Source organism: Halorubrum sp. (assembly GCF_046498025.1).
In the GTDB taxonomy this organism is placed as follows: domain Archaea; phylum Halobacteriota; class Halobacteria; order Halobacteriales; family Haloferacaceae; genus Halorubrum.
The window spans coordinates 1-22,772 of record NZ_JAWOBM010000002.1; the positions used below are offsets into that span (position 1 = coordinate 1).

23 protein-coding genes, 1 other RNA gene and 1 pseudogene are annotated in these 22,772 nt (G+C 70.5%); 14 read left to right on the forward strand and 11 right to left on the reverse strand.

The window, feature by feature from the left end; genetic code table 11:
* Positions 1-118 precede the first annotated feature (118 nt).
* A complete protein-coding gene (locus R6U01_RS00025; protein WP_410284415.1) occupies positions 119-1,054 on the forward strand; it encodes a hypothetical protein in 936 nt (311 codons plus the stop codon).
* 60 nt (positions 1,055-1,114) lie between these two features.
* Here the strand turns inward: R6U01_RS00025 and hisD are convergent, their stop codons facing one another.
* From hisD to R6U01_RS00055, 6 genes are all read right to left on the reverse strand, one after another.
* Entirely contained in the window at positions 1,115-2,392 is a 1,278-nt protein-coding gene (hisD, locus tag R6U01_RS00030) for a histidinol dehydrogenase (protein WP_410284416.1), read from the reverse strand.
* Positions 2,393-2,935: 543 nt separating this feature from the next.
* Positions 2,936-3,145: a hypothetical protein gene (locus R6U01_RS00035; protein ID WP_410284417.1), complete on the reverse strand. Its 210-nt coding sequence runs from the start codon at positions 3,143-3,145 to the stop codon at positions 2,936-2,938.
* Between the two features lie 20 nt (positions 3,146-3,165).
* Entirely contained in the window at positions 3,166-4,131 is a 966-nt protein-coding gene (locus R6U01_RS00040; protein ID WP_410284418.1) for a phytoene/squalene synthase family protein, read from the reverse strand.
* Between the two features lie 193 nt (positions 4,132-4,324).
* The gene (locus tag R6U01_RS00045) at positions 4,325-4,486 is read right to left on the reverse strand and encodes an HVO_2523 family zinc finger protein (RefSeq protein WP_410284419.1); all 162 of its coding nucleotides are present in this window, start codon (positions 4,484-4,486) and stop codon (positions 4,325-4,327) included.
* 83 nt (positions 4,487-4,569) lie between these two features.
* The gene (locus R6U01_RS00050; protein ID WP_410284420.1) at positions 4,570-5,139 is read right to left on the reverse strand and encodes a hypothetical protein; all 570 of its coding nucleotides are present in this window, start codon (positions 5,137-5,139) and stop codon (positions 4,570-4,572) included.
* 113 nt (positions 5,140-5,252) lie between these two features.
* Entirely contained in the window at positions 5,253-5,831 is a 579-nt protein-coding gene (locus R6U01_RS00055; RefSeq protein WP_410284421.1) for a cysteine hydrolase family protein, read from the reverse strand.
* A gap of 99 nt (positions 5,832-5,930) precedes the next feature.
* On the opposite strand from R6U01_RS00055, the gene R6U01_RS00060 reads away from it, so the two are divergent.
* The gene (locus R6U01_RS00060; RefSeq protein ID WP_410284422.1) at positions 5,931-7,664 is read left to right on the forward strand and encodes an Hvo_1808 family surface protein; all 1,734 of its coding nucleotides are present in this window, start codon (positions 5,931-5,933) and stop codon (positions 7,662-7,664) included.
* A 110-nt stretch (positions 7,665-7,774) separates the two neighbouring features.
* Positions 7,775-8,935 (forward strand): nicotinate phosphoribosyltransferase, encoded by a 1,161-nt coding sequence (locus R6U01_RS00065; RefSeq protein ID WP_410284423.1) that lies wholly within the window; start codon positions 7,775-7,777, stop codon positions 8,933-8,935.
* A gap of 46 nt (positions 8,936-8,981) precedes the next feature.
* Here R6U01_RS00065 and R6U01_RS00070 read toward each other — a convergent pair whose 3' ends face one another.
* Complete coding sequence (locus R6U01_RS00070; RefSeq protein WP_280586882.1) at positions 8,982-9,584, reverse strand: TIGR00296 family protein; 603 nt, start codon at positions 9,582-9,584, stop codon at positions 8,982-8,984.
* Positions 9,585-9,814: 230 nt separating this feature from the next.
* Here R6U01_RS00070 and rnpB point away from each other — a divergent pair.
* Positions 9,815-10,177: RNase P RNA component (gene rnpB / locus R6U01_RS00075), an RNA gene on the forward strand.
* Between the two features lie 626 nt (positions 10,178-10,803).
* Here rnpB and R6U01_RS00080 read toward each other — a convergent pair.
* The 3 genes from R6U01_RS00080 to R6U01_RS00090 form a co-directional block, all read right to left on the reverse strand.
* A complete protein-coding gene (locus tag R6U01_RS00080; RefSeq protein ID WP_410284424.1) occupies positions 10,804-11,733 on the reverse strand; it encodes a CPBP family intramembrane glutamic endopeptidase in 930 nt (309 codons plus the stop codon).
* A 71-nt stretch (positions 11,734-11,804) separates the two neighbouring features.
* Positions 11,805-12,350, reverse strand: coding sequence for an NUDIX hydrolase (locus R6U01_RS00085; RefSeq protein ID WP_410284425.1), 546 nt, complete (start codon positions 12,348-12,350; stop codon positions 11,805-11,807).
* 163 nt (positions 12,351-12,513) lie between these two features.
* Positions 12,514-13,938 carry a Y-family DNA polymerase gene (locus tag R6U01_RS00090; protein WP_410284426.1) on the reverse strand — a complete coding sequence of 475 codons (1,425 nt, stop codon included), beginning with the start codon at positions 13,936-13,938 and terminating at the stop codon, positions 12,514-12,516.
* A gap of 165 nt (positions 13,939-14,103) precedes the next feature.
* Between R6U01_RS00090 and R6U01_RS00095 the strand changes: the two genes are divergently transcribed.
* The 6 genes and pseudogenes from R6U01_RS00095 to R6U01_RS00120 all read left to right on the forward strand — a co-directional run bounded on the left by R6U01_RS00095 (position 14,104) and on the right by R6U01_RS00120 (position 18,255).
* Positions 14,104-14,322: a response regulator gene (locus tag R6U01_RS00095; protein ID WP_410284427.1), complete on the forward strand. Its 219-nt coding sequence runs from the start codon at positions 14,104-14,106 to the stop codon at positions 14,320-14,322.
* Between the two features lie 228 nt (positions 14,323-14,550).
* Positions 14,551-15,033, forward strand: a pseudogene (locus tag R6U01_RS00100) (PAS domain S-box protein); the annotation flags it as partial.
* Entirely contained in the window at positions 15,027-15,809 is a 783-nt protein-coding gene (locus tag R6U01_RS00105) for a histidine kinase dimerization/phospho-acceptor domain-containing protein (protein WP_410284490.1), read from the forward strand. The pseudogene R6U01_RS00100 and the gene R6U01_RS00105, both read left to right, overlap by 7 nt.
* Before the next feature lie 72 nt (positions 15,810-15,881).
* Positions 15,882-17,195, forward strand: a complete 1,314-nt coding sequence (locus tag R6U01_RS00110; RefSeq protein ID WP_410284428.1) for an MFS transporter — start codon at positions 15,882-15,884, stop codon at positions 17,193-17,195.
* 34 nt (positions 17,196-17,229) lie between these two features.
* The gene (locus R6U01_RS00115) at positions 17,230-17,508 is read left to right on the forward strand and encodes a zinc ribbon domain-containing protein (RefSeq protein WP_410284429.1); all 279 of its coding nucleotides are present in this window, start codon (positions 17,230-17,232) and stop codon (positions 17,506-17,508) included.
* 72 nt (positions 17,509-17,580) lie between these two features.
* Positions 17,581-18,255, forward strand: coding sequence for a phosphate ABC transporter permease (locus R6U01_RS00120; RefSeq protein ID WP_410284430.1), 675 nt, complete (start codon positions 17,581-17,583; stop codon positions 18,253-18,255).
* Positions 18,256-18,276: 21 nt separating this feature from the next.
* On the opposite strand, the gene R6U01_RS00125 is transcribed toward R6U01_RS00120, so the two are convergent.
* Positions 18,277-19,140: a 3-hydroxyacyl-CoA dehydrogenase family protein gene (locus tag R6U01_RS00125; RefSeq protein ID WP_410284431.1), complete on the reverse strand. Its 864-nt coding sequence runs from the start codon at positions 19,138-19,140 to the stop codon at positions 18,277-18,279.
* A gap of 235 nt (positions 19,141-19,375) precedes the next feature.
* Between R6U01_RS00125 and R6U01_RS00130 the strand changes: the two genes are divergently transcribed.
* The 4 genes from R6U01_RS00130 (at position 19,376) to R6U01_RS00145 (ending at position 22,715) form a co-directional block, all read left to right on the forward strand.
* On the forward strand, positions 19,376-20,179 hold the full coding sequence (locus tag R6U01_RS00130) for a class I fructose-bisphosphate aldolase (protein WP_410284432.1): 804 nt from the start codon (positions 19,376-19,378) through the stop codon (positions 20,177-20,179).
* Positions 20,179-21,084 carry a class 1 fructose-bisphosphatase gene (locus R6U01_RS00135; RefSeq protein WP_410284433.1) on the forward strand — a complete coding sequence of 302 codons (906 nt, stop codon included), beginning with the start codon at positions 20,179-20,181 and terminating at the stop codon, positions 21,082-21,084. Before R6U01_RS00130 ends, R6U01_RS00135 begins: the two co-directional genes overlap by 1 nt.
* A gap of 269 nt (positions 21,085-21,353) precedes the next feature.
* Positions 21,354-21,584, forward strand: a complete 231-nt coding sequence (locus R6U01_RS00140; RefSeq protein ID WP_410284434.1) for a PRC-barrel domain containing protein — start codon at positions 21,354-21,356, stop codon at positions 21,582-21,584.
* Between the two features lie 396 nt (positions 21,585-21,980).
* Positions 21,981-22,715, forward strand: a complete 735-nt coding sequence (locus tag R6U01_RS00145; RefSeq protein WP_410284435.1) for a hypothetical protein — start codon at positions 21,981-21,983, stop codon at positions 22,713-22,715.
* Positions 22,716-22,772 lie beyond the last annotated feature (57 nt).

Sequence of the window (22,772 nt, forward strand, 5' to 3'; positions counted from 1 at the left end):
GCCGACTCGGCCGTGCCGATCGCGCTCGCGGCCGCGGCGTACTCCCCGTCGGCCGGCGGCGACGGGGCGGTCGGGTCCGGCTCCGCGACCTCGGCGCCGAGGCCGTCGATCCCTGCTGTTGGGGGTCGTCGGGGTCCTCGCCGCCGGGGGGCTCGCCGGGATCGACGGCCTCGGCGCCGAGGTCGCGGAGCCGGAGCCGACCGCCCCGTCGCCGCCGGCCGACGGGGAGTACGCCGCGGCCGCGAGCGCGATCGGCACGGCCGAGTCGGCGCAGCGCGGCGCGGCCTCCCTCGACGACGCGTCGCTCGGGCTCGACGGGGACGGGCTCACGGGAACGATCGGGTCGACGGCGCGGACGCCCCCCGGCGTCTTCCTGACCGGCGTGTACGACCCCGACGCGCTCGCGGACGCCCACGTCGCCGCCGCGACGAACACCTCGTCCGCCTCCGCCCTCCTCGTCGCCTCCGGGCCGGCGAGCGCGACGGACCTCGACGCGGCGACCGGCGGCCGCGTGGGGATCGCCGGCGACGGCGGCGTCGAACTGGCCGTCGCGTCGCCGTCCCGGTACCGGCTCACCGGCTCCGCGAACGCGTCGATCGTGAACGAGACCCACGACGGGACCGTCGAGGTGTTCGCCGACGGCGACGCCGTCTACGAGCGGGCGGCGGGTCCCGCTGGCGTCGAGACGCGTCGCGTCCCTCCCTCCGAGGCGCCGAACGCGACGGCGCTCGTCGGTGCGGTCGCCGAGGAGCCGATCCGTCGGTTCCTGAACGGAAGCGACTCGACGGTCAGACCGGCCGCCACGGAGCTCCCGCTCTACCGGATCGACGTCACCGGGGAACCGGGTGCGCTCGGCGACGAGGTCCGTGACTTCCGGTCCGTCGCGTTCGTCACGGCCGACGGACTCGTCCTCGAACTGTCGGCCACGTACGTCCACGAACCGACCGGCGAGCGCGTCCGGGTCGCCTTCCGGTACGGGCGCCTCGAAGACACCGTCGCGGTCCCCCCGGCGTGGTACCGCGAGGTCGAGTCCGACGGCGAGGCGTCGGCCTGAGGATCATCTGGTCACGGGTCATCCGGTCTCGGGTCACCCGGCCTCGGGGTCGCCCGTCCCCTACTCGAACCGCTTCCGGACGCTCTCGGCGTGCGCCTCCAGCCCCTCGGCCTCCGCGAGCGCCGTGATCGTGTCGGAGAGGTCGTCGAGCGCGTCGCGGTCGAGCCGCTGGACCGTCGACGACCGGAGGAACGTGTCCACGGAGAGGCCGCCGTAGCGCTTCGCGCCGCCGTTCGTCGGCAGCACGTGGTTCGTCCCGGTCGCGTAGTCGCCCGCGGCGACCGGCGAGTACGGTCCGAGGAACACGGAGCCCGCGTTCGTGATCCGATTCAAAAGGGCCTCGTCGTCCTCGGCGACGATCGAGAGGTGCTCGGCCGCGTACTCCTCGGCGAACAGCACCGCCTCCGGCATCGAGCGGGCGTGGAGGACGCCGGAGGCGTCGCTGTCGAGCGCGGCCCGGATCGTCTCCTCGCGCTCGCGCTCGGCCGCCTGCGACTTCACCGCCTCGGCGACCGCCTCTGCGAGCTCGGCGTCCGCGGTGACGGCGACCACGGAGGCGTTCGGGTCGTGTTCGGCCTGCGCGACGAGGTCGGCCGCGACGAGCGCGGGGTCGGCGGTCCCGTCGGCGAGCACCAGCACCTCGCTCGGTCCCGCGAGGAAGTCGATCTCCACGTCGCCCTGGACGACCGCCTTCGCGGCGGTGACCCACTTGTTGCCGGGGCCGACCACCTTCTGGGCGCTCGTCACCGTCTCCGTCCCGTACGCGAGCGCGGCGATCGCCTGCGCCCCGCCGACCTGGTACACCGCGTCGGCGCCGGCCTCGTGGACCGCCGCGAGCGTGACCGGATTCAGGTCCTCGGCCGGGGGCGTCGCGACGGCGACGTGGTCGACGCCCGCGACCGTCGCCGGGATGACCCCCATCAGCGCGCTGGAGGGGTAGGCGGCCGCGCCGCCGGGCACGTACACCCCCGCGCGGTCGATCGGCCGGAACCGGCGGCCCAGCTCCCGGCCGCCGAACTCGTCGCGCCAGTCCTCCGGGCGCTGGCGCTCGTGGAACTCGCGGACGTTGGCGGCGGCGTCGCGAACCGCGTCCAGCACCGGGTCGTTCGCGTCGTCGAGCTCGGCGTGCGCGCGCTCGGCGTCGTCGGTGACGTCGATGTTGCCGACGGTCACGCCGTCGAACTCCTCGGCGAACTGCCGCAGCGCGACGTCGCCCTCCTCGCGCACTCTGCCGACGATATCGCTCACGTCGTCGCGGACCGCGTCGACGCCGGCGTCGCGCTCGAAGAAGGCTCGCCGCTCGCCCGGCGAGAGGTCGGCGACGGTTCGTACGTCCATACATCCCCTCCGAGCCGCGGTTAAAAGGGCGTTGCGACTTCGTCCACCTCAGCGGCGCCCCCCGATCCGGCGACCGGATTCCGGCGATACGACACTTAAATAACCGCGAGCGACGGCGACAACCACTTATGAATCGGTGCGGTGGCGTCGCCGGCGCGCAGCGCCGGCTGCAAGCGAGAGCTTCGCTCTCGACCAGCGCGCCTCCGAGTGGCCGCCTCTGGCCGCCACGAGGAGCGCGTGCGAGGGAGTCGCTGGCGGCGAGAGCCGCCAGCGACGAGGCTGGGGAGGTGTGGGGTGCGGTGCGGGGTGGGACTCAGAGGGGCAGCGCGGCTGGGGCTTTGGCGGTGTTCACCGTCGATCTGGAGTCAGCGGATTACAACCGAGCGGCTGGGGCTTTGTGAGTGTTCACTGCAGACCTGTCGCTAATTTATAACTAACCGACCATGCATACCGAGCCACGCGCTCGGGTAACCGCTCGCTGCTGTTCCCGGTAACTGTGATCAGGTCAAACCCACCCGACTCCCCGCTTCCCAACAGCGTCAATCACTCCAACGGCCGGATCCCGGTCACGTCGAGCGTCGCGAGGACGACGAGGACCGCCAGCAGCCCGGCGGCGGCGAAGAGGATCGGCGCCGAGAGCGCCACGGCCAGCTCGTAGGAGGCGACGAGACGGGTCGTGCCGCGAACGACGAACGAGAGAAAGACGAGCCCGAAGGCGAGCAGCACGAGGCCGACGAATCGGGACTTGTTCACGGCGCTCCCGACACCGACGCTCAGTCCGACTGGGCGATGCCCGGGCCGTGCGGCCCGCGTTCGCGGTGGTCGCGCGTCCCGTCGAAGCCGCGGCACACCTCGTGGAACACCGCCTCGGGGTCCTTGTTCCACTGCCACTTCCACCGCGTCCGAACGAGCAGCGAGATCTTGCGGGCGAAGGAGAGCTCCGGCGTCGTCGACACCGTGTCGTATCCCAGATTGCGAATGAGCCGGTGGTGGTCCGCGTACAGCACCGCCGCGAGCAACACCGCGAGCTGGCAGTCGTCGGGGAGGTACTTGATCCCCGCGACGCCCTCCTCGTAGAGGCGCTCGGTCCGGGCGAGCTCCTCGCGGATCGCGACCGCGACGTTCGCGTCGAACTCTAACTCGAGGATCTGCTCCTCGCTCACACCGTGCCGCCGGAGGGTCTCTAAGGGGAGGTAGATCCGGTCCCGCTCGACGACGTCCTCCCGGACGTCACGGATGAAGTTCGTCATCTGGAACGCCTCGCCGAGCTTGGTGGCGTGCGGGAGCGCCTCCGCCTCGGTCTCGTCGTCGAGGTCCATGATCGCCGTCATCATCCGCCCGACCGCGGCCGCGGAACCGTCCATGTACGCCTCCAGGTGGTCGTAGGTCTCGTACCGGTCGGTGTCGATGTCGCTCTCCATCGCGTCCACGAACGAGTGGACGTCCTCGTCGGCGATCCCGTGTTCCGCCTTGACTTCGGCGAACGCCTGCAACACGGGTTCGTCCGTCGGCTTCTCCCCGAGAGCGGCGCGTCGCAGCCGGTCGAGTTCGGCCCGCTGTTCGGCCGGCGGGGCGGTGTCCTCCGCGTCGACGACCTCGTCGGCGATCCGGAAGAAGCCGTACAGCACGTACGTGGCGTGGCGGATCCGCTTCGGGAGCAGCCGGGTGGCGACGTGGAAGGTCTTGCCCGTTCGGCGCTGGATGCGCTTGCTCTGGGCAACCTGTGTGTGCTCTACCATGGTGACCCCTGCAGGTCGGTAAGGAGGGTCGAGAGCGGGTCGCCAATCATACGCGAAAACTCGCTCTCCAAGAACATAACAGTTCGCACATCCATCGTCAGCTTCATTTTGTCGCCCGTTGATCACGGGCGAGTCCGAGGAACGAGAAGACCGCGTGAAACGCCGAAAACCCGGGTACAGCGGCGCCAATCGATCAGTAAAACGTGTCGCTGCAGTCGTAGACGACCCCGTGTTGCGGGCAGACGTACTTACAGTGTCTGTGGTACATCGGCGTCTCACAGAGCGGGCACGGTCGACCGCCGGCACCGCTCTCCGCGTCTCCGTCCGTCCCCCCGCCGCCGTCGCCCACTCCCATACGGTCACCTACGGGCGCCGGACGCATAATCGCTCCCATCCGGACGAGACTCTGCCGCTCATATATCAGATTTTCCTAACTAGTCAGGTCGACGCCACCGACTCGTACACCGAGTCCGCGACCCGCTCCTCGTCGAACGGCAGGGTCAACACGCCGCCCCACCCATCGTCAGTGAGCGCGTCCACCGTCGGCTCGTCGAGGTCGACGCGCCTGACCTCGGTCCCGTCGAGCGTCATCGACGCGACGTACCGCTCCGGCTCGTCGACCGCCCCGGACGCGGCCAGTCGCTCCTGAAAGGCGTCGACACCGTCGTCGGTGAGCGCGACGTACACGAGGTACTCGCCGCCGTCCTCGAAGACGCCCTCCACCTCGTCGAGGTCGCTCGCGCGGAACAGCCGTCGGTCCTCCTCGCCGTCGCGGCGGAGGTGCGCCTCGAACGGGGCGTCCGGGTCGGCGTCGACCGCGCCGGCCGGGCCGCCGTTCTCGTCGTCGCCGGTCGACTCGCTGTCGTCGGTCGACTCGCCGTCCACTGGGTCCCCGTCGCCCGCGCCGGCGTCGCCGTCCGTCACCGTCGTCGCTCCGACGAACCCGACGGCGCCCACCGCGCACGCGGCCCCGATTCCGGCGAACGTGCCGCGTCGAGAGAGTTCCATACGCCAGCGTTCCCGTCGGGGTTCAAAAGGGTTACACGCCGATTCACGGGGCTGATAACGGCTCGACCGGTCTGCTGCTCGGATCCTTCGCGAACGACACCGCGTCCCGACGCTCACGCCTCCGCGAACGCCACCGCGTCCCGGGTCGTCGTCTCGCCGAACAGCCAGTCCGCGTGGTCGACGGCGTACTCGCGGTGGTCCTCGGTGATGTAGCCCAGCGCGTCCTCGACGACGACGGGCCGGTAGTCGCGGAGTCCCGCGCTGCCGGCCGTGTGGAGGACGCAGACGTTCGCGAGCGTCCCGCAGATCAGCAGGTCGTCGACCCCGTGCGCGTCGAGGTACCCCTCCAGGTCGGTCCGGTAGAAGGCGTCGTAGGTGTGCTTCTCGACGACGTGGTCGGTCTCACGCGCGTCGAGCTCCCCGACGAGTTCGGCGTCCCACGACCCCTCGACGACGTGTTCGCCCCACCGGTCGAACTCGTCGTAGTAGTGCGTCTCCGCGAACTGCTCCGGCGGGTGGACGTCGCGGGTGTAGACGACGCTCGCACCGGCATCGCGGGCCCGGTCGACGAGCGCCGTCACCGGTCCGATCGCCGCCTCGCTGGGCTCGGCGTAGAGGCTGCCGTCGGGGTGGCAGAACCCGTTCTGCATGTCGACGACGATCACCGCGGTCTGGGTCGGATCGTACGGCATGGGCGACCGTTGGGCGTCGCGACTCAAAAAGGCGAAGCCGTCCGGGCGCCCGACCGCCAGACGGATAAACTACTTACCCGGTCGGTCGTAATCGAGCCTATGCGACGCGTTCTCACCCTCTCGGTCGTCGTCGCCGCGATACTGCTCGTCTCGCTCGGCGGCGGGGTCGCTGCCGCCGATCCGACGGACGTCACGCCCGGCGACGCTCCGGCGGACGTCACGCCCGGTGACGCTCCGGCCAGCGCGACGGCGGCCGAATGCGAGGCGGGCGACGGCACCGGGGTCGTCGGCTGCTGGAACGGGACGCACTACGAGGAGGAGCTGTCCTTCAACCAGAGCGACGGGCTCAACGCGTCCGAGCTGGAGGCCCTGACGCACCTGACGATGGCGCGCGTCGAACACATCCGCGAGCGGCCGTTCCGGGAGGACGTGCCGGTCGAGACGGTGAGCCGGTCGGAGTTCATGAACGACTCCACCGGCGGAAACAACACCACCGACGAGTCGTTCCGGCGCTGGAACGACGAGGTGTGGGAGGCGCTGTTCGTCGTGGGCGAGGACGAGAACGCGAACGACGAGATCGACGCCGTGTTCGGCGGTGCCGTCTCCGGCTTCTACTCGCCGGCCGAGGACCGGATCGTCCTCGTCGTCGCCGAGGGCGAGGAGACGCAGATCGACCCCTCGACGCTGGCACACGAGCTCGTCCACGCGATGCAGGACCAGTACCACGACCTCACCCGGCCCCGCTACGCGGGCGCCACGCAGGACGGCGATCTCGCGGTCGACGGGATCGTCGAGGGCGAGGCCGTCCACGTCGAGGAGCTGTACGACGCCCGCTGTGCGGGCAACTGGAGCTGCCTCGACGCGCCCGACTCCGCCGGCGAGGGCGGCGGATCGGGGGCCGACTTCAACTTCGGCATCCTCCAGACCGTGCTCCAGCCGTACTCCGACGGCGCCCTCTACGTCGAGTCGCTCGTCGACGAGGGCGGGTGGGAGGCGGTCAACGAGACGATGACGAACCCGCCGGAGAGCACCGCCGAGGTGATCCACCGGAACCCCGACTACGAGACCCGTAACGTGACGTTCGAGGACGAGGCGACCGGCGACTGGGAGACGTACCCCGACCAGGGCGTCGACGGCGCCGAGACGACGGGCGAGGCGTCGATGTTCGTCATGTTCTGGTACCAGAGCTTCGAGTACGACTACCCGGTGCTCGAACCCGAGACGAGCGCGGGGGCGAACGTCCGGATCCACACGCAGCCGGACGAGGAGCTCCGGACCCGCGCGAACTACAACTACGCCCACGAGTCCACCGACGGCTGGGCGGGCGACGAGCTCTACCCGTACCGCGCCAGCGAGGGCGACGACGCCCGCGACGGCTACGTCTGGGTGACCGAGTGGCAGACCGCCGACGACGCCGCGGACTTCCACGAGGCGTACCTCACGATGCTGACCGCCCACGGCGACGCCGAGTACGAGGAGGGGCGGGTGTACGAGATCGAGGACGGCGACTTCCCCGGCGCCTACGGCGTCGTGCGGGACGGGACCACCGTGACTATCGTTCACGCGCCCGAGCCCGCCGGCGTCCTCGAACTGCGTCCCGACGCGGACTTGGAGCCCCCCGCGACCGACGACGGGGAGGGTGCCGGCGACGGGAACGACACCGACTCGGACGACGCCGACGGGACCGACACCGGCTCGGACGGCGACGACGCCGACGGCTCGTCCGGCCCGGACGCCTCGACCGACGACGAGGTCCCCGGATTCGGTGCCGTCGCCGGGGTCCTCGGACTGGTCGCGGCGGTGTCGCTGCTCGCTCGACGGGCGCGACGCTGAGTGCGCCAGCCGAGGCGGTGACGGATCGGAGCCGGCCAGTGCTCCCGCCGTGACGCGGTGCAGGTGCGAGACCCGGACCGCTTTTGCTCCCGCGCCGGCGTACTCCCTGTATGACCGAGTTCGACATCGTCGACGCGGCCGCGATCCGCGACGGCCGGGCGACGGACGCCTACTTCGAGCGGACCGAGGACGCGCTGGCGCACGCCGGCCGGAACCCGCGCGTCGTCGCCGAGGTGACCGCCGACCAGTTCCCCGACGGCGACTTCGAACTGTTCGCGGGGCTGAAGGACGCGCTCGCCCTCTTGGAGGGTCGCGACGTCGACGTCGACGCGATCCCAGAGGGACGGCTGTTCGACGGCGGACCGGTGATGCGAATCGAGGGGCCGTACCTGGCGTTCGCACGGCTGGAAACGTCGCTCCTGGGGTTCCTCTCGCACGCCTCCGGGATGGCGACGGCCGCGCTCGACTGCCGGGTCGCGGCGCCGGACTCGCAGGTGCTCTCGTTCGGCGCCCGCCACGTCCACCCGTCGATGGCGGCGGCGGTGGAGCGCTCCGCGCTGGTGGGCGGATTCGACGGGTTCTCGCACGTCGCCGCCGGCGACCTGATCGGCCGTGAGGCGTCGGGGACGATGCCGCACGCCCTCTCGATCTGCTTCGGCCGCGGCGAGCAGGAGGCCGCGTGGCGCGCCTTCGACGAGGCCGCGGACGAGGCGGTGCCGCGGATCGCCCTCTGTGACACCTACTCCGACGAGGTCGACGAGACGCTCCGCGCGGCCGAGGCCCTCGGCGACCGCCTGGACGGCGTCCGGCTCGACACCACCGGCTCGCGCCGCGGCGACTTCCGGCACATCGTCCGGGAGGTCGGGTGGGAGCTCGCCGCCCGCGGCCACGAGGACGTCGACGTGTACGTCTCCGGCGGGCTCGGCCCCGACGACCTCCGCGAGCTGCGCGACGTCGCCGACGGGTTCGGCGTGGGCGGGTACGTCTCCAACGCCGACCCCGTGGACTTCGCGCTCGACCTCGTCACCGTCGCGGGCGAGCCGGCCGCGAAGCGCGGCAAGCTCTCGGGCGCGAAGGCCGTCTACCGCACCGCGGACGGCGCGCACGCGGTCGGGATCGCGGACCGCTCGGGTCCCGAGAACGCCGAATCGCTCATGGAGCCGGTGATCCGCGACGGGGAGGTGGTCGCCGACGACGCGGTCGACCTCGCGGCCGCTGCGGAGCGGGCGCTCGCGGACGCGGAGGCGGTCGGCTACGGGACGGACGACTGATAACGGGACGGACGACCAATAAGAGAACGAACGCGCGGGGTCGCCGCTACAGCTCTTCGACGGCGCCGCCGTCGGCGCGCTCTCGGAACACCTGTCCCTCGATGAGCGTCACCATCGTCTCGTCGTCCTCCCAGGCGTTCGGGGCGAGCTTCGCCTTCCGGCAGGCGCGCGAGAGGAACTCGGCGCCGGACCAGCCGTTCTCGACGGGGACCGTCGGGTAGAGCCAGCCGTGGGAGTTGCCGCCGTCGACGGCGACGCCGTGAGTGCCGATCTTCAGATCGGCGAGGGGGTCGTTGGTGAGCACCGTGTTCGAGACGATGAACACGGAGACGGTGATGTTGTCGAGCTCCTTGGGCTCGACCTCCGAGCCGCAGGAGTCGCCGGAGGCGGCCTTGATCGCGGCCTCGACGATGGCGTGGCCGAGCTGGTCGGACGTCTCCCACGCGCCGGCGCAGCCGCGGAGTCGGCCGCGGCCCCTCGTGGATTCCAGTCGAACGAACGCCCCGGTGCGGGCGTAGAACGCCTCGCGCATGCTGCCGGGTTGTTCACGTTGTCCGTGTCGAACGAACGACTCGACCGCCTCCCGCGCGAGTTCGACCGCTCGTGCACCGTCGTCGTACGACAGCTGAACGGTCTGAGCCTCGGACATGTACATCCATTACGTTGCTGTGGACTTGAACGCTTCCCTTGCGAACGAGTCGCACGGATCCATCGTTTCGCGTCTCCGTTTTCTCCCGTTCGTGCGGCGGATCGGGCCGCGAACGCGGTCGGAACGCGACCACGTGTGTCGGACGGATTAAGCCGCGATTACTCGGGTCGTTATCTGGGACTCCGCCCCGACCGGATCGCTTATTCGCGGCCGCGGACTACGTGGAACCGGACAGAGGGAGCCCGACTCCCGTGCCTCTGGCATGAGGAAAGTCCCCCCACCGGCCGGACAGGCGACCGGGCACACGCCCGGAGTCGGAGACGGCTGGCTCTGGAACAGAAACGATACCCCCCGCCCCGATCGATGAGACGCGCTCGGTCGCTTCGGCGACCGGCGGCGTTCGCGGGGTCACCCGCGAACGCGCGAACCGACCCGCAAGGGAAGGGAGGTAACCCGTCGAGAGCCGACGGGCGGGAACGGATGGAACGGCGAATCCTCGCCGGTGCAAGTCCGCGCCACAAGGTAGTCCGGCCACGGCGCGGACGCTTAGCCGAATGTCGGGACGAACCGAAGGGGGCTTACTCCCCTCAGTCCGCTTTCGTACTCGGTAGTCGCAGGTATGAGAGTTCGACTATCTACAAACTGAGTCGTCGATTGCGGCATGGTGAACACCGCCAAAGCCCCAGCCGCTCGGGAATAAGCGGTTGCCGGTGATTCCACGGAGAGCACCGCCAAAGCCCCAGCCGCGAGGAGGACGCACTCTCGCTGTCGTTCGGGACACCGAAGGCGTCTCGTGACGTCGTCAGAACGCTTTGCGTTCTGACTGCTAGCCGGAAATCTCCGATTTCCGGCGATGACGAGAGAGCTCCGCTCTCTCGAACCACGCACCTCAGTCGCTCGTTCCGTTCGCTCTCTGCGGTGCTTGCGTCGTCATCAGAACGCTCCGCGTTCTGATCGGCTCACGAGAGCTCTGCTCTCGTGAACGCCTGCGTCCTCCTCGCGGCTGCCCTTTGAGTCCCTCCCGACAGCACAGCAACCGCACCTCGCGCCTCCCCAGCCTCGTCAGTCGCCCTCCGCGGTGCTTCGGGCGACTGACTCCCTCGCACGGGCGGCTCGCGGCCCTCGGGGCCGCTCACCGGCACGCGCCACCGCACTGCCGGTCGTTTATACACACCACGTCGCCGTCGGCGGTCCGAAACGCCCGCTGTCGCTCGTCTTTTTAAATAGGAAGGAGCACCGCGCTGTCTCCGGCCATCTCCTGGATCCGGTCGCCGTAGGCGATCGAGACGTACAGGATGGTGAAGATGACGGCGTTGTGGAGGCCGTGGAGCAGCGCCGGGACGACGAGGTTCTCGGTGTACTCGTACACCGCGCCGAAGACGATACTCGGCAGGAAGAGGATGGCGATGGTGGTGAACCGCGCGGAGGCGCCGCCGGTCAGCGCTATCACGTGGACCGCCGCGAAGATCGCGGAGGCGATCAGGATCGCCGGCACCGGCGACAGCGACTCACGGAGCCGCCCCTGCACGACCCCCCGGTACAGGATCTCCTCGGAGGGCCCGATGACGAGGAACGACGCCGCGATGAGCAGGGGGATGATCGCGGGGTTCTGCATCGCCAGCTCCGCGCTCTGGTTGGAGGCGGTCTCGGTCCCGAGCAGCTGGACGACGAACGAGACGACGATGATCGCGACCAGAATGAGGGCCCAGCCCCCGACGATCAGACCGATCTCCTTCAGGCTCGGACGCCGCACGCCGAGGTACGCGACGGTCCCGGCTCGGTCGAGCCCGCGCCACGTCAGATAGGCGATCGCCAGCCCGCCGAACGCGACGTACTGGCCCAAGACGAGCGTGAGCACGAGGTTCGCGGCGAGCGGCAGCCCGCCGGCCACGATGTTGATCCCGAGCACCACGCCCCCGCCCAAGAGGGCGATCGCCGGGCCGAGCAGTCCCAGGAGGAGGGCCGAGACGAGCGCGATCGCGACGCCGCGCCCGCCCGAGTCGCCCGCCGACGCGGTGCCGTCGACAGTGGTCGACCCGTCGCCGGTCGCGCCGTCGGCCGGCTCGCCGCCGTCGGGAGCGCCGGGATCGCCGCGGTCGGGGGTGTCCGGCTCTCGCCGGTGTGCGTCGTCGCTCGGGGTGTCTGGCATTACCCTAGGTACGGGCCGACGCATAATAGGGCTGTTCGTCTCACGTGCTCGCGATCCGAGACGGATCCGGCTCAGCGGTGCAACAGCTCGTACCACAGCACGGCGGTCACGGCGCGCCCGTCGCGGAGCCCCTCGTCGACGACGGCCGCGAGCAGGTCGTCGTACGGCACCGTCTCGACCGCGATCGACTCGTTGTGATCGAGGTCGCGCTCCGCCGTGGGCTCACAGCCCGTCGCGAGGAAGTGGTGGTGGACCGCGTTCGCCATCCCGTTCGTCGGCTCCACCGTCGTCAGGCGCTCGAACCTGTCGGCCTCGTACCCCGTCTCCTCGGCGAGCTCGCGGGCGGCAGCCCGTTCCAGGTCGTCGGCGTCACCCTCCTCGACCGTCCCGGCGGGGAGCCCCCGGTTGACGCGGCCGACCGCCTGGCGCCACTCGTCGATGACCACCACGTCGCCGTCGGGGGTGAACGGGAGTACCACGACCGCCGGCGGCTCGTCGACGTAGTGGAACCCGTCGGTGTCGCCGTCCGGGAAGCGCACCTCGTCGCGCCGCACGTCGAAGCCGGGGCAGCGGTAGTCGATGCCGGTGTCGAGCGTCTCCCACGCCAGATCGTCCATGTCTCCGGGTCGGCGCTCGGGCACCTAAATCCCCGGACTCGGCCGGCGCCGCCCCCGTGGTTCGACCCGGCGTGCTCGCGGGTCCGGGCCGGCGTACTCGCGGTTCCGGGCCGGCGTACTCGCGGCTCCGAGTAGACACGCTCGCGGCCTCGAACCCCGCTCCTCACGCCCAGTCGCCGAGCGACGCCTGCCCGTCGCCGGGCTCGCTCGTCCCTCGCTCTCCCGCCTCCTCCTCGTCGACCTCGGTCGGCTCCCCGCCGACCCAGTCGGTGAGCTTGCCGCCGTCGCCGTCGGTGGCGACCGACCGGGTCCGGGGGGCGCGCGCGCTCGGCCTCCCGTCGCCCGCGTCGTCCCCCGCCCCGCCGCCGTCTCCGCCCGGCTCGAACCCGCCGAGGGTCGCCTGGTCGCTCTCGGCGAAGTCGAGGTTCGAGACGCGCACGCCGAGCTTGCGGACGCGGTCGTCGGCGAACTCAGCGAGGAGGTCGAACGCGACGGACTCCACGAGCTCCGGGTCGTCCACGGGGCCCGGGAGGCTCCGCGCTCGGGTGTTGACGTCGTAGGGGGGCTCGACCGCCTTGATCCCGATGGTGCGGTAGAGACAGCCCCGCTCGCGGGCCCGCCGGGCCACGTCCGCCGAAAGCGCCGCCACCGTCTCGCGCTTCGTCTCCTCGTCCGCCGTCGGCGACAGCGACGACTCCCGCGAGAGGCTCTTCGGGAGGCCCGTCGGCGTCACCTCCCTGTCGTCGTCGCCGCGGGCGCGCCGGCGGAGCTCCGGGCCGCGCTCGCCCAACTCGTCCGCGAGTCGGTCGGGGTCGGCCGCGGCGAGGTCCGCGGCGGTCTCGATCTCCATCTCGGCGAGCGTGCGCTCCGTGACGGGGCCGACGCCGTGGATCTCGGCGGTCGACAGCGGCGCGAGGAACGACTCGACCGCGCCGGGCGGGACGACCACGAGCCCGTCGGGCTTGTCGGCGTCGCTGGCGACCTTCGCGGTCGACATGTTCGGCGCCACGCCCACGCTCGCGGGGACGCCGGCCTCCCGCTCGATGCGCTGTTTGACGTGCCGGGCGTACCCCTCCGCGAGCGTCCGCGCCTCGGCGGGGCCGGCGGCGGCGCTCTCCCCCTCGGCGACGTCCCACGCGGTCCGGTCGGAGACGTCGAGGTACGCCTCGTCGACGCTCACCTCGCGGATCACGTCGGCGCAGTCCCGGAGGACGGCCTTCACGTCGCCCGCGACCTCCTTGTAAAAGTCGAGGTCGACGGGGAGGTACCGACCGGTCTCCTCGGGGTCGGGCGCGTCCGGGTCGTCGGGGTCGGCGTTCGCTCGGCGGGGGAGGAGGTCGAGCGCCTCGGAGATCGGCATCGCGCTCTCGACGCCGAACGCGCGGGCCTCGTAGCTCGCGGTCGCCACCGCACCGATCGACTCGCCCGCCTCGTACCCCATGCCGACGACCACGGGTTCGCCCGCGAGCTCGGGGCGACGGAGCCGCTCGCAGGAGGCGTAAAAGCAGTCCATGTCCACGTGGAACACGACGCGGTCGCTCCCGTCCGCCTCGTCGGCCGCCGTTCCGGGGAGCGTGCCGCCCGCCATCGCCCGAGGCTCCGCGCCGCGTCACCTTAAGAATCAGCCACGCGCGGCGGCAGTGGAACCGGTCGCTCGCGCGGTCACCGAATATCCCCCCGTCGCGCCGCCCGCCTAATGCTCAGTTCTGATACCCGGGTCGATCGTTTAATAAGCGCCCGCGTACCGGCTGGTATGCCCGACCGGATCGACGTGTTACACGTCGACGACGACCCCTCCGTCCTGGATCTCACGGAGGCGTATCTCGAACGCGAGCTGGACGACGTCGCGGTGACGAGCGTCACGGCGCCGTCGACCGCGCTCGACGAACTCAACGAACCCGACGACGAGCGGTTCGACTGCATCGTCAGCGACTACGACACGCCCGGCACGAACGGGCTGGAGTTCTTCTAGCGGCTCCGCGAGACCGGCCGCTCGATCCCCTTCGTGCTGTACACCGGGAAGGGGAGCGAGGAGATCGCGAGTCGGGCGCTCAACGCGGGCGTCACCGGCTACTTCCAGAAGGGCGGTCCGGAGCGGCTCCGCCGGCTGGCGAACCGCATCCGGCAGGCGGTCGATGAGCATCGGACCCGAGAGATCGCCGACCGCTACTCGACGGTCATCGAGGCGCTCGGCTACCCCGTGTACGTCGTCGACGAGACCGGGACGTTCCGGTTCGTCAACGAGCCGTTCGCGGAGCTGACCGGCTACGACCGCGAGGAGATCGTCGGCAGCGAGCCGGGCCTGATCAAGGGCGACGCGGCGGTTGCGGAGGCGGAGAACCGGCTCGGCACGATCCTCTCGAGCACCGGGCCGGACGTCCAGCGGTTCGGCGTGGACATCGTCCCCGAGGAGGGCGATCCGATACCCTGTCGGGACCACATGGCCGCGCTGCCGTACGAGGGCGACTCCTTCGACGGGAGCGTCGGCATCCTGCGCGACGTCTCGGCCGAGATCCAGCGACGCGAGGAGCTAGAGACGAAGACGCGCGCGCTCGACGAGGCGCCCGTCGGCATCGCGATCACCGACCCCGATCGCCCGGACAACCCGATGGTGCACGTCAACGACCGGTTCGTCGAGATGACGGGATACGACCGCGAGGAGTCGATCGGCGTCAACTGTCGGTTCCTGCAGGGCCCAGACACCGAGGCGGAGCCCGTCGCCGAGCTCCGGCGGGCGGTCGACGCGGAGGCGCCGACCAGCGCCGAGCTGGGAAGGACGGGACCGAGTTCTGGAACCGCGTCAGCGTCGCGCCGCTCCGCGACGCGGACGGCCGGGTCACCGAGTGGGTCGGTTTCCACGAGGACATCACCGCGTTCAAGGAGCGCGAGGCGGCGCTCGAACGGCAGAACGAGCGGCTCGACGCCTTCGCGAGCATCGTCTCGCACGACCTCCGAAACCCGCTCAACGTGGCGCAGGGGCGCGTCGACCTCGCGCAGACGACGGCCGAAGGGGACGCCGAGCACCTCGCCGCCGCCGCCGACGCGCTGGACCGGATCGAGTCCATCGTCGAACACGCTCTCACGCTCGCCCGCGAGGGCGAGACCGTCGGCGACCCGGAGGCGGTCCCTCTGGCGGCCGTCGCCGCGGACGGCTGGGAGACGGTCGACACCGCGGCCGCCGAGCTCGCGATCGACACCGATCGGGAGGTGTTGGCCGACCCGGACCGGCTCCGGAACCTCTTCGAGAACCTCGTGCGGAACGCGGTGGACCACGGCGGTCCGAACGTGACGATCCGCGTCGGCGACCTCGAGGACGGCTTCTACGCCGACGACGACGGCCCGGGGATCCCGGAGGAGGTCGCGGACGTGCTCTTCGAGCCCGGACAGAGTAGTGTCGGGGGGGCGCGCTTCGAGATACGCGGGATCGAGCTCGGTCACCCGCCGATGGCCGGGACGTAGGGACCGCCTCGGAACCGGAACGACTCCCGCCGTTCGCAAGCGCCTTTATATTCCCGACCGAAGTCCGGACAGATGGGACTCGTCTCCGGCGTCGCCGACACGGACCGGCGAGTCATCGTGCTCGCGCTCGCTCGGATGGTCGGGGCCGCCGGTAACTCCTTCCTCATCGTCGTGCTCCCGCTGTACATCGCGAGCGACCTGATCGACGTCGACGCGCTCCTCGGCACCGAGGTCGGGGTGGGCGCGGCGTCGGTCACGGTGACGGAGCCCCTGCTCATCGGTCTCGTCCTCTCGCTTTTCGGCTTCCTCAACAGCTTCTCGCAGCCGGTGACCGGGCGGCTCTCGGACCGGATGGGGGTTCGACGCCCCTTCGTGCTGGTCGGGATCCTCCTCCTCGGGACCGCCAGCGGGCTCTACACGATCGTGACCGTCTACTGGCAGCTCGTCGTCCTGCGGGCGATACAGGGGTTCGGTGCGGCCCTCATCATCCCCGCGACGGTCGCGCTCGTCAACGAGTACGCGTCCGCCGACACCGACCGCGGGGGGAACTTCGGCGTGTACAACACCTTCCGACTGATCGGCTTCGGCTTCGGGCCGGTGCTGGCCGGAGCCGTCGTCGAGGCGGGCCCGTACGACCTCTCGCCGGTCGGGCTCCCGGTCGTCGACGGGTTCGACGCGGCGTTCATCGCCGCGTGCGGTGGGGCGTACCTCAGCTTCGTCCTCGTGTTCCTCCTGGTGCGAGACGCGGCCGAGTCCAGCGAGGCGAGCGACGACCTCTCGATCCGCGTGCGGGGCGAGGACCGCCTGCTCGACCCCGTGTTCGCGCTCGGGCTGGCGACGATCGCGATGGGAGTGTGCATCGCGCTGTTCGCGACGCTCCAGAACCAGGTGAACGTCAGGCTCGACCAGGCGCCGGTGTGGTTCGGCCTCCAGTTCGCCTCGGTCACGATCGCCAACGTGCTCCTGCAGGTGCCCGTCGGACAGGCCAGCGACCGGATCGGTCGCCGGCCGTTCCTGCTCGCCGGGTTCGTCCTCCTCGTCCCGACGACCCTGCTGCAGGGGATCGTCACCGATCCGATCGTGATGACGCTCGTCCGGCTGGCGCAGGGCGTCGCCGTCGCGTTCGTCTTCGCGCCGTCGCTGGCGCTCGCCGGCGACCTCGCGCGGGAGGGCGAGTCCGGAACGACGCTGTCGGTGCTCACGATGGGGTTCGGTTTCGGCGTCGCGCTCGGCCCGCTGGCGTCCGGTTGGCTCGTCGGCTTCGGCTTCGTCGTCCCCTTCGCGGTGGGCGCGGCGCTCGCTGTCGTCGCCTTCGCGGCGGTCGTGACGCAGGTCGAGGAGACGCTCGGCGTGGACGACGACGCCGGGGCGGCCGCGGCCGACTGAAGCGTATAACCGATCCCGGCTCCAACGAGCGACCGTGTCACGCGACCGCGTCCACTGCGTCGACTGCCGGGAGCCGATCCCGAGCGACGCCCGGATCTGTCCCCACTGCGAGGCGGTCCAGCCGTCGCCGCTCGTCGATGTCGGGGTGATCGTCGCCGGCGTCTTCGCGTTCGCCTTCGGCCTGATCCTCGCGATGCTGACGATCGGGACGAGCCGGCTGCTCGGCTTCCTGCTGCTCGTCGTCGGCTTCGGCCTGGGCGTCGGCGGCTACACGCGCCACGTCGACCGGCAGGCGGGGCGGCGGGCGCGGTGAGACCGAGACTCCTCGCTTCCGTCGCCGTCCGGTCCGGCGTATTTTAAATATCACCGACGAGAAGCGATCAGTATGCTCAGCGTACTCGACGCCGGACTCGTCCTCGCGGGGCTGCTCCTCGCGTTCGTCGGCGCCGCGGTCTCCGTGTACGCCGTCACGCTGACCGGGCTGCTCGTCGGGGGCGGCGCCGGCTACCTCGCCGCGCCGAGCCTCGCCGGACTCGTCGCGGTCGACGGACTGGCGCTGACGGGCGTCGCCGTCGTCGCCGGCGCTGCGGTCGGGGGCTTCCTCGCGTACGCCGGACTCTCCTTCGCCGTCCTCGCCATCGGCGGGCTGGTCGGCGGCTTCGCCGGTCGGTTCGCCGTCGGCCCCATGTACGCGGCTGACGCGGCCGGGATCGAGGGGACGCTGCTGCTCGTCGGGGCGACGCTCGCGGGCGTGGCGGTCGGCGCCCTGTTCGGGTTCGCGTTGAGCCGGACGACGCTCGTCGTCTCCACCGCGTTCATCGGCGCGGCGTTCGCGTCGCGGTCGATCACCCCGACGACGCTGGACGCGGCCGCGGCCGGGACGACGGTCGAGCCGCTCCTGTTCGACGTTACCGCACCGGCGTTCCTCGCCGTCTTCGTCCTCGGCGCGCTCTCGCAGTTCGGGCTGTTCCGGTTCGGCTACGTGACGAGGCTGGTCGGCCTTCTTCCGGGCGCACGGCGGTGGACCGCGAACAACGACCGGAACGCGAAGGGGGCCTGAGCCGGGCTCCCACCGCCCGCCCTACTCCTCCCCGTACTCGTAGAACCCGCGTCCCGTCTTCTTCCCGAGGTCGCCGGCCTCCACCTTGCGCTTGACGAGGTACGCCGGCTTGTAGCGGTCGCCGAGCTCGGCGTGGAGCGTCTCGCTGGCGTCGAGCACCACGTCGAGCCCGATGTGGTCGGCGAGCTCTAGGGGCCCCATCGGGACGTTCGTCCCGAGCTTCATCCCCCGGTCGATGTCCGCCTTGTCGGCGACGCCCTCGTCGAAGGCGCGGACGCCCTCGTTGATCCACGGCATCAGGATGCGGTTCGTGACGAAGCCGGGCTTGTCGTCGGACTCCCACGTCTCCTTGCCGAGGTCCGCGGCGAAGGCGTGCGCGAACTCGACGACCGCGTCCGCGGTGCGCTCCCCGACGACGACCTCCACGCCGTCCATGATCGGGACCGGGTTCATGAAGTGGAGGCCGATCACGTCGCTCGCGCGCTCGGTGGCGCTCGCGATGGTCGTGATCGACAGCGTCGAGGTGTTCGTCGCGAGGACGACGTCGTCGTCGGTCACGTCGTCGAGGTCGGCGAACACCTCGCGTTTCACGCCCATGTCCTCGACCGCCGCCTCGACGATGACGTCCACGTCCGCCAGATCGTCGAGGTCGGTGGTGCCCGCGATCCGGTCGCGGATCGCCGTCGGGTCCTCGTCGAGGGCGCCCTTCGACGCCAGCCGGTCGAGGCTGTCGTCGACGGCGGCGAGTCCCCTGTCGACGTACTCGTCCTCGATGTCGCGCATCACGACCTCGTAGCCGGCGGTCGCGGCGACCTGCGCGATCCCGTTGCCCATCGTGCCGGCCCCCACCACGCCCACGACGTCGATGTCGGATAGCTCCCGCATGGAGGTCGCTGCCGCGCCGCGAGGCGTAAGTATTGCGCCTCCGCGGTCGACGGCGACGGGTCCGGGTGGGCGTTCGTTCCGTTTGCATGATAGTTAACTATCTGAGTAGTAAGTATCGTAGGCTTCGAATGCGTCACAGCCGCCGGCAAACCGCGCGGAGACCCCCGAATCTATTTTTTTACGTTCACCGAAACGATCATAGCGTTTTTTATCGATGTGACTGGAATACGAACCGATGCTTCCCCACGCCGCCGACGACATCTCCCGCGACGGCAAGTCGCTGATCCTCGCGTACGACCACGGGATCGAGCACGGACCGGTCGACTTCGAACCGAATCCCGAAACGGCGGACCCCGAGCGAATCTTCGAGCTCGCCACCCACGAGGCCGTCACCTCGCTGGCGGTCCAGAAGGGGCTCGCCGAGGCGTACTACCCCGACTACGAGGACGAGGTCAACCTCGTGGTGAAGCTCAACGGGACCTCGAACCTCTGGATGGGAGAGCCGGACAGCGCGGTCAACTGCACCTCGGAGTACGCGGCCGGACTGGGCGCCGACGCGATCGGGTTCACCGTCTACGGCGGCTCGAACAACGAGGTCGAGATGGCCGAGGAGTTCCGAAGGGCTCAGGAGAGCGCCCGCGAACACGACATGGCCGTCGTCATGTGGTCGTACCCCCGCGGGCAGGGGCTCCGCAACGACGGGAGTCCGGACGTGATCTCGTACGGCGCGCGGCTCGGCCTGGAGCTCGGCGCCGACGTGGTGAAAGTGAAGTACCCCGGCTCTCCCGAGGCGATGGGCCACGCCGTCGAGATGGCCGCCCCGGCCGACGTCGTGATGTCCGGCGGGACGATGCGCGACGACCGGGAGTTCCTCCGGAACGTCTCGAACGCCATCGACGCCGGCGCCACCGGCGTCGCGGTCGGCCGGAACGTCTTCCAGCGCGACGAGCCCGAGCGCATCCTCGACGCGCTGGAGGCCGTCATCTTCCAGGAGGACGACCCGGACGAGGCGCTCGCCGTCGCCGAGAGCGCGGACTGATGAGCGACCCTGTCCCCGACCGCGACGCGGACCCGACCGTCGAGGCGGTCTTCGACGCGGTCGCGGCGACCGCCCCCGAGATCCGCGCCGCGCTCCCCGGCCGCCGCGTCGAGAGCGGGACGGACAACCCCTCCGGCGAGAGCGTCATGGCCGGCGACCTGTACGCCGACGAGCTGCTCGGCGAGGCGATCACCGCGATCGACGGCGTCGGCTCGTTCGTCAGCGAGGAGCGCGAGGCCGCGGTCGGCGCCGGCGGCTCCGTCGGCGACGGGGCCTACGCGGTCGCGATCGACCCGCTCGACGGTTCCTCGAACCTTCGGTCGAACAACGCCATGGGCACGGTGGTCGGGGTGTACGACGCGCCGCTGCCCGCCACCGGACGCGACCTCGTCGCCGCCGGTTACGTGCTCTACGGCCCGATCACGACGATGGTCGTCGCCAACGGGGACGGCGTCCGCGAGGAGGTCGTCGAGGCGGAGGCCGACGGATCGGTCTCCCGGTCGGTCGTCGACGACGACCTCCGGCTCCCCGACGACCCCCTCGTCTACGGGTTCGGCGGGCGCGTCCCCGACTGGCCAGACGAGTTCACGGCCTTCGCCCGCGAGGTCGAAGACGAGCTGAAGCTCCGGTACGGCGGCGCCATGGTCGGCGACGTGAACCAGGTGCTCACCTACGGCGGGATCTTCGCGTACCCCGCCCTCGTCGACGCGCCCGACGGGAAGCTTCGGCTCTCCTTCGAAGCGAACCCGATCGCCTACGTCATCGAGCGCGCCGGCGGGGCGGCGACCGACGGCCGGACCGCCATCCTCGACGTCGAGCCCGAGGGCGTCCACGACCGCGTCCCGCTGTACGTCGGCAACGAGGAGCTGGTCGAGCGGCTCGAAGCCGCGCTCGGCGACGAGTGACGGGCCGGCAGGCGCCGCATTCCAGCGCGCCGCTGCTCCGACCCATTCCGTCTCTTCCCGTCTCAAACGGACGGCTCGCCCCCGATTCGATAGCGAGCGCCCGCGACGCCGTTCACCCGCCGGTCCGGGGTCGTATCGACTCGCGCACGGCCGCGGCCGACCGCAGCGCGGTCGGTTGCTTACGCTCGTCGTAAAAACATTATTAATAGTTACTAAATAAATTACAATATAGTCTAAAGTAAATATATTGCCTGCGGAGGAACCTACAGATGGACATAACAGAGAACGACGAAGGCAAGCCGGTAGTAAACGAAGCGGGAGAGAAGGTCGGAATGGTGTCGAAAGTCGAGGGCCACGACGTACACGTCGACCCGGACCCGGGGCTCACTGACAAGATCAAATCGAGACTCGGCTGGGGTGACGCCGACGGGGACACGTACGCTCTCAAGCAGTCCGACGTCGCGGCCGTCACCGACGACGAAGTGCAACTGAAGCGATAGCGACGAAGTCCAACCCACGCGAAGACCACGCCGGCCGCTGTCCGGCTGTGAACGCGGCCGCCTTTTTTATCGTGACGGACGGTCGTCTTGCGCACCGTCGTTCCCCCGCTCTTTCGACCGGCCCGCAGTCGAGCAGCCCCTCGAAACCGCCTCATTGCGACCGACCGTTTCACGAGCTCCCCGGGAACCGCGGCGTCCCGGTGTCGCGCGACAGTAACCGTTCGTTTCCCGACCGCTTCGGAACCGATCCGGCGGTCGGACCGTCGCGGGTACACTCCCCCGACTGACCGGGTTATGAACGAATTATCGTGAAATACGCTGGGAGTAACACTTATTCAAATCCGATCCTAACAGCAGCGTAACTCCGGCGCGACCGCTGCCGGTCGAACTAGAGCCGTGAACCACGACGATCCCAGAATAACGGGCGAGCACGTCCGGTCGATCGACACGCCCACGGGGACGGTCACCCTCGTCGGCGTCGTCCACGACCACCCCGCCAGCGTGTTCCGGGTTCGAACGCTGATCTCGGGGCGCGATCCCGACGTGCTCGCCCTCGAACTCCCGCCGCTTTCGCTCCCCCTCTTCGAGCGGTATGCCGAGGATACTCGGACCCCGCCGGTGTTCGGCGGGGAGGTGAGCGCGGCGATTCAGGCCGCGGCGACGGATCGCCTCGTGGGGATCGACGGTCCGACCCCGCGCTTTCTCCGCCGGCTCGTCGCGACGCTGTACCGCGACGGCGACTCGCTCACGACGGCCGCGGGCGTGCTCACCCGGCTCGCGTCGGTGACGAAGAGCACCCTCCGGTGTCGTCTCGCCTGCGCGCTCGCCGCGAGGACCGACGTCCGTCTGGAGGTCGACTCGCCGGCCACCTACTCGACAGACCGAACCGACAGCGCGGCACGCCAGGCCGAAAACGAAGGTCACCAGATCGCCCGCGCACGCGCCGTGATGGACGCGTTCGAGCCCTCGCGGGCCTCGTGTTTCAGCGACGAAGTCCGCGAGTCGCACATGGCCCACCGCCTCGGTCGCCTCCGTCACGACGGCGACGTCGTCGCCGTGGTCGGCCGACACCACCTCGACCGCGTCGCCGACCTGCTCCGTGACCGCCTCGGGGAGACGGCTTCCTCGTAGGCTCGACACGTTTCGCGGCGAGCGCCGCGCGCGAGCGGTCCGCAACGCCCCGGCGCA

Excerpts from the sequence above, each read along its gene's own strand:
- R6U01_RS00140 (WP_410284434.1), top strand. The coding sequence starts at position 21,354 with ATGGACATAACAGAGAACGACGAAGGCAAGCCGGTAGTAAACGAAGCG.
- R6U01_RS00065 (WP_410284423.1), top strand. The coding sequence starts at position 7,775 with ATGACCGAGTTCGACATCGTCGACGCGGCCGCGATCCGCGACGGCCGG.
- R6U01_RS00125 (WP_410284431.1), bottom strand. The coding sequence starts at position 19,140 with ATGCGGGAGCTATCCGACATCGACGTCGTGGGCGTGGTGGGGGCCGGC.
- R6U01_RS00045 (WP_410284419.1), bottom strand. The coding sequence starts at position 4,486 with ATGGGAGTGGGCGACGGCGGCGGGGGGACGGACGGAGACGCGGAGAGC.
- R6U01_RS00055 (WP_410284421.1), bottom strand. The coding sequence starts at position 5,831 with ATGCCGTACGATCCGACCCAGACCGCGGTGATCGTCGTCGACATGCAG.
- hisD (WP_410284416.1), bottom strand. The coding sequence starts at position 2,392 with ATGGACGTACGAACCGTCGCCGACCTCTCGCCGGGCGAGCGGCGAGCC.
- R6U01_RS00110 (WP_410284428.1), top strand. The coding sequence starts at position 15,882 with ATGGGACTCGTCTCCGGCGTCGCCGACACGGACCGGCGAGTCATCGTG.
- R6U01_RS00050 (WP_410284420.1), bottom strand. The coding sequence starts at position 5,139 with ATGGAACTCTCTCGACGCGGCACGTTCGCCGGAATCGGGGCCGCGTGC.
- R6U01_RS00130 (WP_410284432.1), top strand. The coding sequence starts at position 19,376 with ATGCTTCCCCACGCCGCCGACGACATCTCCCGCGACGGCAAGTCGCTG.
- R6U01_RS00060 (WP_410284422.1), top strand. The coding sequence starts at position 5,931 with ATGCGACGCGTTCTCACCCTCTCGGTCGTCGTCGCCGCGATACTGCTC.
- R6U01_RS00135 (WP_410284433.1), top strand. The coding sequence starts at position 20,179 with ATGAGCGACCCTGTCCCCGACCGCGACGCGGACCCGACCGTCGAGGCG.
- R6U01_RS00095 (WP_410284427.1), top strand. The coding sequence starts at position 14,104 with ATGCCCGACCGGATCGACGTGTTACACGTCGACGACGACCCCTCCGTC.
- R6U01_RS00040 (WP_410284418.1), bottom strand. The coding sequence starts at position 4,131 with ATGGTAGAGCACACACAGGTTGCCCAGAGCAAGCGCATCCAGCGCCGA.
- R6U01_RS00085 (WP_410284425.1), bottom strand. The coding sequence starts at position 12,350 with ATGGACGATCTGGCGTGGGAGACGCTCGACACCGGCATCGACTACCGC.
- R6U01_RS00120 (WP_410284430.1), top strand. The coding sequence starts at position 17,581 with ATGCTCAGCGTACTCGACGCCGGACTCGTCCTCGCGGGGCTGCTCCTC.
- R6U01_RS00090 (WP_410284426.1), bottom strand. The coding sequence starts at position 13,938 with ATGGCGGGCGGCACGCTCCCCGGAACGGCGGCCGACGAGGCGGACGGG.
- R6U01_RS00080 (WP_410284424.1), bottom strand. The coding sequence starts at position 11,733 with ATGCCAGACACCCCGAGCGACGACGCACACCGGCGAGAGCCGGACACC.
- R6U01_RS00070 (WP_280586882.1), bottom strand. The coding sequence starts at position 9,584 with ATGTCCGAGGCTCAGACCGTTCAGCTGTCGTACGACGACGGTGCACGA.